Annotated in this window: 14 protein-coding genes; 7 read left to right on the plus strand and 7 right to left on the minus strand. The window is 72.0% G+C overall.

Annotated elements, in window-relative coordinates:
- Positions 1–12: 12 nt before the first annotated feature.
- The 3 genes from KLI87_RS06545 to KLI87_RS06555 all read right to left on the minus strand — a co-directional run bounded on the left by KLI87_RS06545 (position 13) and on the right by KLI87_RS06555 (position 1,974).
- Complete coding sequence (locus tag KLI87_RS06545) at positions 13–657, minus strand: hypothetical protein (protein WP_156214393.1); 645 nt, start codon at positions 655–657, stop codon at positions 13–15.
- A 44-nt stretch (positions 658–701) separates the two neighbouring features.
- Positions 702–1,430 (minus strand): glutamate ABC transporter substrate-binding protein, encoded by a 729-nt coding sequence (locus KLI87_RS06550; protein WP_308165879.1) that lies wholly within the window; start codon positions 1,428–1,430, stop codon positions 702–704.
- 268 nt (positions 1,431–1,698) lie between these two features.
- Positions 1,699–1,974, minus strand: coding sequence for a hypothetical protein (locus KLI87_RS06555; protein WP_214616195.1), 276 nt, complete (start codon positions 1,972–1,974; stop codon positions 1,699–1,701).
- Positions 1,975–2,155: 181 nt separating this feature from the next.
- On the opposite strand from KLI87_RS06555, the gene KLI87_RS06560 reads away from it, so the two are divergent.
- Complete coding sequence (locus KLI87_RS06560; protein WP_214616196.1) at positions 2,156–3,064, plus strand: LysR family transcriptional regulator; 909 nt, start codon at positions 2,156–2,158, stop codon at positions 3,062–3,064.
- On the opposite strand, the gene KLI87_RS06565 is transcribed toward KLI87_RS06560, so the two are convergent.
- Positions 3,034–3,882, minus strand: coding sequence for an aldo/keto reductase (locus KLI87_RS06565; protein ID WP_214616197.1), 849 nt, complete (start codon positions 3,880–3,882; stop codon positions 3,034–3,036). The genes KLI87_RS06560 and KLI87_RS06565 overlap by 31 nt on opposite strands.
- A gap of 186 nt (positions 3,883–4,068) precedes the next feature.
- On the opposite strand from KLI87_RS06565, the gene KLI87_RS06570 reads away from it, so the two are divergent.
- Positions 4,069–4,641, plus strand: a complete 573-nt coding sequence (locus tag KLI87_RS06570; protein WP_214616198.1) for a GNAT family N-acetyltransferase — start codon at positions 4,069–4,071, stop codon at positions 4,639–4,641.
- Between the two features lie 14 nt (positions 4,642–4,655).
- Here the strand turns inward: KLI87_RS06570 and KLI87_RS06575 are convergent, their stop codons facing one another.
- Positions 4,656–5,381: a hypothetical protein gene (locus KLI87_RS06575; protein WP_156214389.1), complete on the minus strand. Its 726-nt coding sequence runs from the start codon at positions 5,379–5,381 to the stop codon at positions 4,656–4,658.
- A 299-nt stretch (positions 5,382–5,680) separates the two neighbouring features.
- Between KLI87_RS06575 and KLI87_RS06580 the strand changes: the two genes are divergently transcribed.
- The 5 genes from KLI87_RS06580 (at position 5,681) to KLI87_RS06600 (ending at position 12,287) form a co-directional block, all read left to right on the plus strand.
- On the plus strand, positions 5,681–6,967 hold the full coding sequence (locus KLI87_RS06580) for a lipopolysaccharide assembly protein LapB (protein ID WP_214616199.1): 1,287 nt from the start codon (positions 5,681–5,683) through the stop codon (positions 6,965–6,967).
- A gap of 173 nt (positions 6,968–7,140) precedes the next feature.
- Positions 7,141–8,841: a hypothetical protein gene (locus KLI87_RS06585; protein ID WP_214616200.1), complete on the plus strand. Its 1,701-nt coding sequence runs from the start codon at positions 7,141–7,143 to the stop codon at positions 8,839–8,841.
- Positions 8,842–9,001: 160 nt separating this feature from the next.
- Positions 9,002–10,408, plus strand: a complete 1,407-nt coding sequence (locus tag KLI87_RS06590) for an amidase (protein ID WP_308165880.1) — start codon at positions 9,002–9,004, stop codon at positions 10,406–10,408.
- Between the two features lie 128 nt (positions 10,409–10,536).
- Positions 10,537–10,752 (plus strand): hypothetical protein, encoded by a 216-nt coding sequence (locus KLI87_RS06595; RefSeq protein WP_214616201.1) that lies wholly within the window; start codon positions 10,537–10,539, stop codon positions 10,750–10,752.
- Positions 10,749–12,287: an MFS transporter gene (locus KLI87_RS06600; RefSeq protein ID WP_214616202.1), complete on the plus strand. Its 1,539-nt coding sequence runs from the start codon at positions 10,749–10,751 to the stop codon at positions 12,285–12,287. Before KLI87_RS06595 ends, KLI87_RS06600 begins: the two co-directional genes overlap by 4 nt.
- Here KLI87_RS06600 and KLI87_RS06605 read toward each other — a convergent pair.
- On the minus strand, positions 12,217–12,609 hold the full coding sequence (locus KLI87_RS06605; RefSeq protein ID WP_214616203.1) for a MerR family transcriptional regulator: 393 nt from the start codon (positions 12,607–12,609) through the stop codon (positions 12,217–12,219). The genes KLI87_RS06600 and KLI87_RS06605 overlap by 71 nt on opposite strands.
- A gap of 28 nt (positions 12,610–12,637) precedes the next feature.
- Positions 12,638–13,264, minus strand: a complete 627-nt coding sequence (locus KLI87_RS06610; protein WP_214616204.1) for a maleylpyruvate isomerase family mycothiol-dependent enzyme — start codon at positions 13,262–13,264, stop codon at positions 12,638–12,640.
- Positions 13,265–13,342: the final 78 nt, after the last annotated feature.

Below are 13,342 nucleotides of genomic sequence, written 5' to 3' on the forward strand. Positions count from 1 at the left end.
GTTCATCGTCCACTAGGCCGTTTCAGTGCTCGTCTCTTCCCGGAGCCGCATGGGCACATCGGCCGCATCGCTCCACAGCGGCAACGTCCGCTCGACGAGCTTACGACGTGGATCACGCCCCAGCGCCTCGTCACTCAGCTCCCGGACCCAGTGCCAGGCCGTCCCCCCGTCCGCGTTCCACCTGGGCCGCCCCAGGTAGAGCTCCATCTCCAGCGGCTCCTCGCTGGCGCTGTGGGCCAGCACCAACGTCAGGACCCCGGGCGTGTCGCGGGCGATCCCGAGATCCAGCGCGAGCTGCGGATCCTCCGCGTAGCCCTGCCGCGCCACGGCCTGCTTGGTCGGGCTGTCGCGGTCCCACCGGACCGCCCGCACGGCGCCGAACTCGTGCCGCTTCGTCAGCACCCGGTACGGGCCGTAGCGCCAGCCGGGCGACCCGTTCAGATCGTCCCGGACGACCCGCCCGTCGCCCTCGAAGACGCGGTCGATCTGCGATTCCAGCACGTCGAACGCCCCGACCCCGAACGAGCGCTCCTTGAACCCCGCGGCGCGGCTCAGCCCCCCGAAGACCGCCAGCGTGGCCTCGCGGTGCGCCTCCCGCACCGCGTGCAGGAACCCGGCGCCCCGCAGCTCCTCCCAGACATCCCGTTCCTCGTGCATCACCCCACGCTAACGGCCGCCACCGACATTTCCCGGCGCGACGGCTACGCGCAGCCCTCGAACTCGGGGACGGACGTCGTCATCTTCAGCTCGGAGGCACCGAACCACTTGCTCAGGAGCCGCGCGGCGGTTCCGTCCTGGTACATGGTGGTGAGGGCCCGGTTGACGCCCTCGCACCCGTCGATGTCGCCCCTGCGCAGCCCGACGCCGTACCGCTCGTCGGTGAAGGGCGCGTTGATGATCTTCACACGGTCCCGGTAGCGGGCCGCGAATCCGGCCAGGACGAGGTCACCGGTCGACACCACGTCCACCTTGCCGGCGAGCAGCCTTCCGACGCACTCGCTGTAGGACGACGCGGGCACGAGCGTCGGGCGGATCCCCAGCCCGATCACCACCCGCTCAGTGGAGACCGAGCCGCTCGCCTGGCACATCCGCCGTCCGGTGAGGTCGCGCACCCCCCGGATCCTGTTCTCGGGCCGCCGGACCATGATGTCCTGGTGGGCGACATAGTACGGGCCACCGAAAGTGACGAGTTTCGCACGGTCGGGAGTAATCGAGTACGAGGCCAGCACAAGGTCGACCGTGTGCGCGTTCAGGAGCCGTTCCCGGTTGTCCGAGCGGACGGTCCGAAAGGTGATGTGCTTCGCGCCCATGTGCTCGGCGATGTAGGTTCCGACGTCGACCTCGAACCCGCGGTGGGAACCGCGTTCCATGAGCCCGAGCCCCGGCTGGTCGTCCTTGACGCCGACGACGATCGTGTCCTTGCTGGACACCGACGCGGTTGCCGCGGCGCATCCGGTGAGGCCCAGGCACGACAGTGCGACCGCCCAAACCAATCCACTGTTCACGCGCCATGGCTACCAACCCAAAGCGTCCCTGAGGTGAACGCCAGGAAACGTCGGAATTCACCGATCGCGACCGAACTCGGGGTCGCCCGGCCGTGCTTTCCGTGATGACGATCTACGCCGCCGGGTGAACGCCAGGAAGCGCACGGGATAAAGTCGCAGATCAAGCGCCCTTCCTGGCCGAGGCGGCGCGGGTTCAGGCGCGCTTTTTGGAACGTGCGCTTTTCACCGGGACGGCCTTCCCCTCGGCCACGAGGCGTTCGTGCTGCTGCCAGCCCTGGAGCCATTTCCAGGCGGTGGCGAGGGCCGCCGTCATGGCCGCGACCATGAAGGTCGTGAGCTGCGTCTGGTCCAGCTCGGCGCCGGGGACGATCTCGGCGATCAGCCCGGCGAACCAGCCGGCCGCCACGGAGAAGACCGGAGTGAACAGGGCGACGAGGCGCCCGAGCCAGGAGGCCTCGGTCTCCGGCATCACGCTTTCCACGGATTCTGACACGTGCAACACCTGTCCCTTTGGTCAGGGGGATTGGCCCGAAGGGTGCGGCGGTGTTCGGCCTCGGCGCCCGGCGGAAGGCGACCGTCCGCATGGGCTCGACCACCACCGGTCACATTATCAGCCCGCATTGTCGCTAAGGTTCGGGTGAGGGGGTTCGGTGTTCGATTTCTTGTTGCTTCAGGCGTTGTGCGCGGTGCGTGATCATGGATCGCTGACCGGTGCGGCGGAGGCGCTGTACATAACGCCGTCCGCGGTTTCCCAGCGGATCGCGAAGTTGGAGCGGGAGACCGGTCAGCCGATGGTCGAGCGGGCCGGACGCGGCGTCGCGCTGACCGGCGCGGCCATGGTCCTCGTCGGATACGGCGAGCGCATTCTGTCGCTGGTCGACGAGGCCGAGGCCATCCTGGAGGGGCATCGCGGCACGGTCGCCGGGCGCCTTTCCGTCGCCGGTTTCTCCACCGCGGTGCGCGGATTGCTGCCGACCGCCCTCGGGGCCATGCGGATGCGGTATCCGGATCTCGCGGTGGAGGTCTCGGAACTGGAACCGGGCGCGGCGAGCACGCGCGTGGCACGCGGGGAACTGGACGTCGCGATCGTCCAGGACTGGTTCAACGCGCCGCTCGAACTGCCCGACGGACTGCTGAAGGCGCCCCTTCTGGACGACGTCGTCGACATCGCCCTGCCGGACTCGCACCGGCTCGCGGGATGCGCCGTCGTCGGGGTGGAGGAGTTGGCGGGCGAGGAATGGATCACCTGGCCCGTCGGCGCCGTCTGCCACGGGTGGCTGCTGCGGACGTTCGCCGAGCCGCGGGTGGTCCACACGGCCGCCGAGCACCCGACGCAGCTGGCGCTGGTCGCGGCGGGGCTCGGGGTGTGCGTCCTCCCACGGCTCGGCAGGGACGAGGTGCCGCCGGGCGTCACCGTCGCCGAGGTGCGGCCGGTGCTCAGCCGGCACGTCTACGCGGTGTGGCGGCGGGAGGCGGCGCGGCGGCCCGCCATCGGCGCGATGGTCGAGGAGTTGGCCGCCGCCGCGGGCTACGGCGCGGCGATCTTGGAGAGGAACTGAAACTGGTCGTCGGTCAGTTCCAGGTCGGCCGAGGCGAGGTTCTCCTCCAGGTGCGCGATCGACGAGGTCCCCGGGATCGGCAGCATCGCCGGGGACCGCTGGAGCAGCCACGCGATGGAGACCTGCGCGGCCGTGGCGCCCGCTTCCTCGGCGACCCGGGCGACGGGTCCGCCGGGACGGGTCAGCTTCCCGGACGCGATCGGAATCCACGGGATGAACGCGATGCCCTCGCGCTCGCAATAGTCGAGGACGTCCTCGTGCTGGCGGCTCTCCAGGTTGTAGAGGTTCTGCACGCTGACGACGTCGACGACCTCCCGGGCCGCCTCGATCTCCGCCACGGAGACCTCGGAAAGGCCGATGTGGCGCACCTTGCCCTCGTCCTGGAGGCCCTTGAGCGCGCCGAACTGGTCGGCGGCCGGGACCTTCGGGTCGATGCGGTGCAACTGGTACAGGTCGATGCGTTCGACGCGCAGCCGCCGCAGGCTCAACTCCGCCTGCTGGCGCAGGTACTCGGGGCGTCCGAGCGGAACCCATTCGGACGCGCTGGGCCGGCTCTGCCCCGCCTTCGTGGCGATGAGCAGGTTCTCCGGATAGGGGTGCAGGGCCTCGGCGAGCAGTTCCTCGTTCGCCCCGAGCGCGTAGGAATCGGCGGTGTCGATGAAGGTGACGCCCAGTTCCACGGCGCGGCGCGCCACGGCGACGGCCCCGGGCCGGTCGGCCGGAGGGGCCCAGATCTGGGGGCCGGTGAGCTGCATGGCGCCGAAACCGAGCCTGCGGACGGGCAGGTCTCCGCCGATGGTGATGGTCAGGTCGTGCATCACGTCTCCTTTAACGGGTCATCCCATTCTCTCAAGCGGGACGGTACGCTGGCGTGAGGGCTGCTTCACCGCACCTTTCGCTCTCGCTTAACTCCCGTGCGGACGGCGGCGTCCGGCCCCTCAGAAGGGCCGTTCGCGGCGGGGGAGGGACGTCTGCGGCGGGTGCCCGTGGGGTTGAATGGCGGCATGCCGAACCTCGTCCCCCCGGTCGTCCCACCCGGCTCTCTCGCCGCGTCCGCCCAGCCCGTCATCGACGCGGGCGACGGCCTGGTGCTGCGGCCGTGGACGCACCGGGACGCGCCCGTCCTCCTCGCGGCCAGGCAGGACCCGTCGATCCGCCGGTGGGGCGTGCGCAGCGTCGAGTCGGTCGAGGAGGCGGAGGAGATGATCACCGCCTGGGCGGACGGCTGGAAGACCGAGACGACCGCCGGGTGGGCGGTCGCGAGAGGCGAGGAGATCCTCGGGCATGCCGGGCTGCGGACGATGGACCTCAAGGAGGGCGTCGCCGAATGCGCCTACTGGGTGCGGCCGCTGGCGCGTGGGCAGGGCATAGCGCCCAAGGCGCTGCGCGCGCTGTCCGAATGGGCCCTCGGCGTCGCGGGGCTTCACCGCGTCGAGCTTTATCACTCCGTGGAGAACATGCCCTCATGCAGCGTCGCGGTGAAAGGCGGCTATGCCCTGGAGGGAACCGCGCGCAGCTCGGTACTCCACGAGGACGGCTGGCACGACATGCACCTGCACGCGCGGGTGGCCGAGTAGCCGCCTCCGGGCTTTCAGGAACTGGGGCGACCGGCGATCAGATCGGCCAGGCGGGTGCCGAGGCGCTGGAACGGGCCGCGCAGCCGTTTGTCGCGCGCGGTGGCGCGGGCGAGTTTCCGCTCGCCGTAGCGGCGCCGCGCCCAAGGCGAGCCCGGACGGGCCAGCCGTATCGCGCCGACAATGGCCACGATGCCGATGAACAGTCCGATCAGGCCCGTCCACACCTTGCCCTTGACGAGCGCGACCAGCGTCACCAGGAGGTTGAACAGCAGGGTCAGGGCGATCGCCACCGCGGTGCCCTGCTCGTCCCCGATGCCGAGCGGGCGCAGCCCGAGCAGCGCCAGGCCGCACAGCGCGATGGCGATGAAGACGACCTGCACCGAAAGGCGCCCCTGCTCGCTCCAGTAGACGTCGTCGAGGTGGAGGACGAGCGCGAACTCGTCCAGGACCAGGGCCGTCCCGACGCCGAAGACGCCCGCCAGCACCCCGGCCAGGGCGGAGGTCTCGTCGGCGACCAGCAGCCCGCTGATGCCGCCCACGCACATGAACACCAGCCCGAAGACCACATGGTGGACGTGGTGGCCGCCCGGCGTGACATTGCCCGGCCACCACCGGGCCCCGCGCCGGATCATCCGCACGCTGAACCGGATGAAAAGGAACGCCGCGATGAAGGCCACCAGGAAGACGAACAGCCGCAGCCGGCCGCTGTCGACGATCTCCCGCGTGAACCAGGCGCCCATGGGCCCAATCATGCCCCGCCTCTCGCGCCGTCTATCCCGTCGGACGCGAAATAGCGCCCCGGGTCGCCGCCAATACCATCCGGCGGTAACTTGTTCGCCAAAAGACCGTGTTCGTTCCCGGCCTCGGACGGCCGCGCCGAATAATGGGTGACGGTTTCCGTGCGACGGCGTTCGACGTCTACTTTGCGCCGATAGCGGAAGTATTCGTTAGCGGACGAGCATAAGGGAGCTTTCACCCCGCGGTTGCCCCGCGGTTTCCCCGCGCCTCGCTCCGTGCCCTGGGAGACGGAGAAGCGGCCGTGCCGACCCATCGCGACGCGCTGCGCCTGGCGGCGGCCACGGCATTGGCCGTCACCGTGGTGGTCGGCGCCGATGTGGCGCACTATCGCACCGCGCCCGAAAGGCGCCATGTCGCGGTTTCGTCCGGCGCCATCGTCCGGTACCAGAACAGCCTGCGCCGCACGCCGGGCGACTACCGGACGTGGGCGGCCCTCGGAGCCGCCTACATCGAACGGGCCGAGGTCACCGTCGATCCCGCCTTCTACCCGAAGGCGGAGGAGGCCCTTCGCCGGTCGCTGAGCATCAACGGCGGCGGCAACCGTCCGGCGACGGCCGCGATGGCGTCACTGGCCGATGCCCGGCACGAATACGCCGACGCCGTCGGCTGGGGTCAGCGGGGCGCCGCGATCGGCGCCGATGTCCAGGGCGTGCTCGCCGACGCCTACACCCAACTCGGCGCCCACCGGGCCGCCGGCGCGGCGATCGGCCGAATGGACGGCTCCGGTACCGCGTTCGCCGCCCGCGCCTCCCGCGAACGGGAGATGAGGGGCGACGACGCCGGGGCGCGGGCGATCGCGGAACGCGTCCTCGAAACGGCCGCCACCTCGTCGGACGTCGTGTGCGCCCGTTCCCGCCTCGGTGACATCGCCTTCCGATCCGGCGACCTGGACGCGGCCGACCGGCATTACCGGGCCGTGCTCGCCACCGATCCGGCGTTCGTTCCCGCCCGGCGCGGAAGGGCCAGGGTGCACGCGTTGCGCGGCGATCTGGAATCGGCGGCCGAGGGCTACCGCGACCTCGTCGCCCGCGTTCCGCGTCCACAAAATCTCATCGAGTACATCGAGGTCCTGAGAGCCGCCGGGCACCGGAGCGAGGCAGCCCGCCAGGACGGACTGCTGCGCGCGGAATGGCGGTCGCTCGCCGCCAACGGCGTCGTCGGCGACCTGGAGGCCGCCGAGTACGCCGCCGACTCCGGCGACGCGGCGGGCGCGCTCCGGCACGCACGGGCCGAATGGTCGCGCCGCCACGCCGTGACCGTCGCGGACGCGCTCGCCTGGGCCCTGCACCTCAACGGCCGCGACCGCCAAGCGCTCCGCCACGAGCGGCGGGCGATGCGCCTCGGCTGGCGCAACGCGCTGTTCTACCGGCACCGCGCCGATATCCGCGCGGCCTTGGGCGACCACGCCGGGTCCGCACGTGATCGTGCTGTCGCCCGCCGGATCAACCCTTACCTCGACCTCCGCTTCCCGGCGATCCTTCGCGCCTCTCTCGACCCTTTCGCCACATCCGCAACCGGGGACTCCTGAACCTCGATGATCACTATCGCGATTGGCGCGGGACAAAATCGGTGCGATCAAGGTTAGGGTGATCATGTAAGAAGGGACGGAACTCCCCGCAGGTGCGATCCTCCCGCAGGATCACTCCGTCCGGTTCTGCGCCCACTCCTCGACCTCCTGTCATCGCACAGAAGGGAAACCAGGTGAGGCGTTGGAGAACTACCCTGACCATCGGGGCCGCGCTCGCGGCGCTGCTCGTCGTCCCGCAGGCGGCGACGGCGTCCCCGGCGACCCCGGCCACCCGGGCGGAGCCCGGCGCGGCCGCCCGGCCACCGCTCCCCGGCTCCTCAGGGCCCCTGTTCACCCTCGGCCACAGCAAGATCAAAGCCAAACCGAAGCCCAAGGCCGCCGACCACACGGTCACCCTGCGCGGCGTCAACGTCGACGGAAACCCGGTCGCACCGCTCGCGAGCCTGGTCGACGTGACGACCGGCGCGGAGTTCGCGCTGGTCGAGGCCGGTGACACGCTCATCGGAAGCGTCCCGGACGGCGACTACAGCCTGACGGGCATCGTGCTCACCGGGCCCCGCGAGGCGCCCACCGACCTGGCGCTGTACGGCGACCCCACGCTCCAGGTGCACGCGGACGTCGACCTCCTGCTGGACGCGCGGACGGCGGCGGAGGTCAAGGCGGTCAGCCCGTCCGCGACCGCCGCGCGCGTCGTCAACCACGCCCAACTCGTCCAGACGATCGCGGGCCAGGAACTCGTCACGATCATCAGCGGCTATCCAGGGCTCAGCCTGCGCGCATGGCCGTCGGCCAATACCACCCGCCCCTACCATTTCCTGTATGCGGAAAGTCAGTCGGAACCGCTGACGACCCTTCCGTCCCCACGCGTCTACAACCTGGCGTTCCCGACGGCCGGTCATATTCCGTCCACGCTGACCTTCACCGCGACGCCGGAAAGCCTCGCCCTGGTGAACACCACCTACAGCACGCAAGGGGTGCCATCGGTGACCCCTGGCCCGCATATCGACTACGCCGATTTCAACGGGATCGGCGCGGCACCCGGACTCCAGCACCCGGCCGGCGCGCCCAGTGCCCAGCGCGTCTACTACACCGCGAACGGCGTGAAATGGAAGGGGCTGTACTTCTACTACTTGAACGGCGTCCAGGTGGTGGAGCAACAGACCGGGTTCCGCTCCTACACCGCCGGGACCACCTCTTCCGCGACATGGAACAAGGCGGCCTTCGGCCCGACCATGAAGGTCGGGCACGGCCAGGGGCTGCTTCTCGCCCGTCCGATGCTCGCCGACACCGGGCAGCTCGGCTACGAGAACTCCGCCGGCAACAATTCGCAGGGCACCACCGGCACGCTCACCCTTTTCCGCAATGGGCAGAAGTTCGGCGAGACCAGCACCAACCCCCTCGCCGGAGACTGGACGGTGCCCGCCGACAGCGCGCAGTACCGGCTCGACCTTTCCGCGACCCGCCAGGTCCCCTGGTCCAGATACGCCACGGGCATCAAGACGAGCTGGAGCTTCACGTCCACCGAACGGCCCGAGGACCCGTTCGAGCACCTGCGCGGCCTGCTCCAGCCGCGGATCACCGGTGGCTTCGACGCCAACGGCCGCGCGCCGTACGGCACCACGTTCCCGCTGGCGGTCGCCGTCGAGCGTCCCGAGGGCGGAACCGCCGTGACCTCGGTGTCGCTTGAGGTCTCCTTCAACGACGGCGCGACCTGGACCGCCGCGCCGCTGACCCCGGCCGGCACCGACCGCTGGACGGCCGGGATCGCCCATCCCGCCACCGGCAACGGCTACGCGGCCCTGAGGTTCAAGGCCGCCGACGGCTCCGGGAACGCGGTCCAGCAGACCGTAACCCGCGCCTACGGCCTGCGCTGACACCCTGAAGTCACGGTCCCGGGGCGTCCTTGCCGGACGCCCCGGGACCGTCCCGCCGAGGGGAGACGTCACTCACACCCGGTTGCACTCAACCCGGGTTGAGTTACGAAGGTTGCGTTCTGCCTGCCGCCCGACAGGGGCGGAGTGACGGAGGTGGAACGTGATCGAGGCGTTGACCCTGACCGAGGCCGCGGAGGCGCTGCGGGACGGCACGGCGACCAGCGTCGGGCTGACCGAGGCGGCGATCGCCGCGGCGGACCGGTCCGACGCGGTGCTCGGGGTGTATCTGGCGCGGTTCGACGAGCAGGCGCTCGCGGCGGCCCGGCGCGCGGACGAGGAACTGGCGCGCGGAGTCGACCGGGGGCCGCTGCACGGCGTCCCCGTCGGCGTCAAGGACACGATCGCGGTGGCCGACGGCCCGACCACCGCGCAGAGCCTCGTCCTCGACCCGGCCTGGGGCGCCGGACGGGACGCGCCGGTCGTGGCCCGGCTGCGCGCGGCCGGCGCCGTGCTCACCGGGAAGACGACCGCGATGGAGTTCGGGTGCGGGCTCCCGGAGCCGGACGAACCCTTCCCGGTCCCGCGCAACCCCTGGCGGCACGGGTCCTGGGCCGGGGGCTCCAGCTCGGGTTCCGGCAGCGGGGTCGCGGCGGGGATGTTCCTCGCCGGGCTCGGCGGCGACACCGGCGGAAGCATCCGCATGCCCGCCGCCTTCTGCGGGGTGACGGGGCTGATGCCGACGTTCGGCCGCGTCCCGGTCGAAGGGTGCGTGCCGCTCGGATACAGCCTCGACCGCGTCGGCCCCCTGGCCCGCAGCGCCCGCGACTGCTCGGCGGTACTGGGCGTCATCGCCGGGACGGCCTCCTTCACCGAACCTCGCTTCGAGGGAGACCTGTCCGGAATGCGGGTCGGTGTCGTGCGCGAGCACCATTTCCCGGCGGACGGCGACCCGGCGGTGCCCGGCGCGTTCGAGGAGGCCGTGTCCGTCCTGGCCGGGCTGGGCGCGGTCCCGGTGGAGGTCGGCCTGCCCTACCGGCGGGAGATGGTCACCGCGACCTTCGTCACCGCGACCAGCGAGGGCCTGGCCTACCACCGCGCCGACCTGTCCCGCCGCTGGGACGACTACACCGCCGCCGCGCGCGGGCTGCTCGCCATGGGCGCGCTGGTGTCGGGCGCGGAGTACGTCCAGGCGCAGCGCGTCCGGCAGGTGGCGCAGCAGGCCGTCGACGCGCTGTTCGCGGACGTCGACGTGATCGTCTGCCCCACCGCGTCGATCGGCGCGCCCCCGTTCGACGCCCTGGCCGACGAGGCGGGCCACCAGGACGACGCGGGCGCTTTCGGGAAGATCCACACGCCGTACTGGAACCCGCTCGCCAATCCCGTGCTCGCGGTGCCGATGGGGTTCACCGCGTCCGGGCTGCCCCTGTCGATGCAGATCGCGGGCCCGGTGGCGGGCGAGGCCGCGATCCTCCGGGTCGGCGACGCCTTCCAGCGGCACACCGCCTGGCACCGGCGCACCCCCCTGCACGCGGCGGCCACCGAACCGGCGGCGGAGGTGACCGCGTGACCACGCGCGACGAGAACCCGGGGGACGCAGGCACACGGCGCGCGGAAAGCGACGTGGCAGTAGCAGGTGAGGGGCGCGCGTGCTCGCCCGATGAGGCGCGGCCTACCGCGGCAACCGAGGAGAGCGCGGTGTACCGCGACGTGACCGTGCGGGTGCGGAGTCTGCTTGCCGCCGCCTTCCTTCCCGCGGGCGAGAAGCAGGTCGCCGGGCTCGTCGCGTCCTATGCCGCCGCCCGCCCCGCCATCGACGGCCTGTTCGACGTGCCGGACGCGCGCTACGCGAGCCCGGTGCTGGAGCGCCGCGTCTCCGCCCGGCCGGGCGAGCGCGACGAGGAGCCCGCATGAGGCCGCCGGTGCGGGGGCGGCCCGCCGCGGCGCCGCGGCGGGATGAGCGCGTCCGGCGGCACGAGCGGCTGGTGATGGCGCTGGCCTGCGCGGGGTCGTTCGTCGTCATCCTGGACGCCACGATCGTGTCGGTGGCGCTGCCCGACATCCGTGGTTCGCTCGCGTTCTCGACCGCCGCGCTGCCCTGGGTCGTCAACGCCTACACGCTCGCGTTCGCGGGGTTCCTGCTGCTCGGCGGACGGTGCGCGGACGTGTTCGGGCACCGCGCGATGCTGCTCACCGGCATGTCGGTGTTCACCGGCGCGAGCCTGCTCGGCGGGCTCGCGGTAACGCCGGTAACGCTGCTGGCCGCGCGGGCGGTGCAGGGTCTCGGTGGAGCCCTGCTCGCGCCGGTGACGCTGTCGCTGCTCACCACGACGTTCACCGATCCGGTGCGGCGGGCGCGGGTGCTCGGCACGTGGAGTGCGGTCGGGGCGGTCGGCGCCGCGTCCGGCCCCCTGGTCGGGGGCGCCCTGACCGGGTGGGCGGGCTGGCGATGGGTGTTCTTCGTGGTGGTCCCGCTCGGGGCCCTCGCCCTGATCGGCGCCGCGCGAGGACTGCCGCGCCGCGACGCCCCGGGCCGCCGCCCCCGGTTGGACGTGGTGGGCGCCGCGCTGGCCACCGCCGGGCTGACCGGCGTGGTGTACGCGGTGACGCACGCCGCCGTCGCGGGCTGGACGAGCCTTGAGGTCACGGGAGCGCTAACGGGCGGTCTCGCCCTCCTCGGGGTGTTCCTGCTGCACCAGGCGCGCTGGTCGCGGGAGCCCCTGCTGGCGCTGGGCATCTTCCGCTCGCGGGCCGTGAGCAGCGGAAACCTGGTGATGCTCCTGCACGGCCTGGGCTTCTTCGCCAGCCCGATCCTGCTGTCGCTGTACCTCCAGGACGTGCACGGTTGGACACCGCTGCGGTCCGGGCTCGGTTACCTTCCGGTCGGTGTCGCGATGTTCGCCGGGGCGCGGGCCGCGGGCCCGCTGACGGTCCTGCTCGGGCCGCGCCGCGCCGTCGTGACCTGCTGCCTGATCGGCGCGGCCGGGTTCGCCGGGGTGGCCTTCTTCCTCGGCGTGGACGGCTCGTACGTGCTCACGGTGGTGGTGTCCGGGTGCGTCTTCGGTTTCGGGACGGGTGCCGCGTTCACGCCGATCACGGTGGTGGCGACCAGCGGCGTCCCGCCGTCCCGGAACGGGCTCGCCGCGGGTGTGCTGAACACCGTCCGGCAGACCAGCGGGGCGATCGGGCTCGCTGTGATCAGCACGGTCTCGGCGTCGGCGGCGGGGAACTGGGCCGCCGCGCATCCCGGGCGCGGTGGCGCGGACGCCCCGCACGCGCTCGCGCACGGTCACACCGTCGCGTTCCTCGTCTCCGCCGGTTGCGTGGCCGCCGCCGCGCTGGCCGCGACCCTGGTCATGCCCCGCTCCCACCGACCTCTCAGAAGGGCACGGGAACGGACTCCCGGAACAGCGGGCAGCCCTCAGGGGCGCCCTCGTGCCGGCAGGTGAGGAGGTAGCGGAGGTAGTCGCGCGCCGCGTCCAACCGGGCGATGTGCTCCTCCAGCGCGGCGATGCGGTCGTGTACGGTCTCCCGCCACCTCGGGCCGGCCTCGGCCCGGCGCAGCAGCACGCCGATCTCCTCGATGGACATCAGCCCGGTCTCCCGCCACAGCTTGATCAGCGCCACCCGGTACACCTGCTCGGGGTCGAAGCAGCGCTGCCCGGAGCGCCGGCGCGGCTCCAGCAGCCCGCGCCGTTCCCAGTAGTGCAACGTCGAGATGGGCACCCCGAACCAGTCGGAGACCGTCCGTATCGGCGTCAGCTCGTCCATGTCCCCATTCTGCGTGCCCGAGACATCCTCAGGCGGCGGACGTCAGCGCGGCCACCCCGGGCCCGTCCAGCTCCTCCAGCGCCGTCCGCCGCCCGGAGATGACCAGCAGCAGCGCGAGCGCGGGTCCGCTCACCTCGGGTCCGTCACCGATCGACACCCCGGCGTCCGTGGCCGTCAGCCGGACGCGCGACGCCGTCTCCCTGGCGCCGCCGAGGGACGCGGACGTCCGCGCCTGCAACCGGAGCGCCCTGACCACGGCCTCCCGCGGATACTCGCGGGCCAGGCCCAGCGGCCGCCGGATGTCCTCCCCGTGCACGACCTCCTCGACGAGCCGGGTGTCGAGGGGCGCCGGAGGGGCCGAGGTGCGCGCGGCGACCCGGCGCAACCGCTCCAGTGTCACCCGCGGTGTCGCGCCCAGCTCGCGCTCCACACCCCGCGCGTTCTGCCGGTCGAAATCGAACCGCGCCCTGGCGAGCGCGACCACGAAACCGAGGCGCGTCGTCAGCGCCGTGTCGACCAGGTGCGCGGCGACCTCGTGCACCGTCCACTCACCGCAGAGGGAGGGCATCCGCCACTGCTCGTCCGCCAGCCCCGCGAGATCGTCGATGAGCGCCGCGCGCTCGGCGTGCACCATCGGCCACACATCGCTCTTCATGGTCTCCCCTTCACCCGTTCACGACGTCCACCACCTGAGACCGGCCGCGGCCCGAGAACTCATCGCTCGGCGGCGGAA

It is taken from the genome of Actinomadura sp. NEAU-AAG7, from assembly GCF_018603865.1.
Taxonomy (GTDB): Bacteria; Actinomycetota; Actinomycetes; order Streptosporangiales; family Streptosporangiaceae; genus Spirillospora; species Spirillospora litoris.

Coding starts and splice junctions, on each gene's coding strand:
- KLI87_RS06545 (WP_156214393.1), bottom strand. CDS start 657: ATGCACGAGGAACGGGATGTCTGGGAGGAGCTGCGGGGCGCCGGGTTC.
- KLI87_RS06610 (WP_214616204.1), bottom strand. CDS start 13,264: ATGAAGAGCGATGTGTGGCCGATGGTGCACGCCGAGCGCGCGGCGCTC.
- KLI87_RS06570 (WP_214616198.1), top strand. CDS start 4,069: ATGCCGAACCTCGTCCCCCCGGTCGTCCCACCCGGCTCTCTCGCCGCG.
- KLI87_RS06605 (WP_214616203.1), bottom strand. CDS start 12,609: ATGGACGAGCTGACGCCGATACGGACGGTCTCCGACTGGTTCGGGGTG.
- KLI87_RS06575 (WP_156214389.1), bottom strand. CDS start 5,381: ATGGGCGCCTGGTTCACGCGGGAGATCGTCGACAGCGGCCGGCTGCGG.
- KLI87_RS06555 (WP_214616195.1), bottom strand. CDS start 1,974: ATGCCGGAGACCGAGGCCTCCTGGCTCGGGCGCCTCGTCGCCCTGTTC.
- KLI87_RS06565 (WP_214616197.1), bottom strand. CDS start 3,882: ATGCACGACCTGACCATCACCATCGGCGGAGACCTGCCCGTCCGCAGG.
- KLI87_RS06600 (WP_214616202.1), top strand. CDS start 10,749: ATGAGGCCGCCGGTGCGGGGGCGGCCCGCCGCGGCGCCGCGGCGGGAT.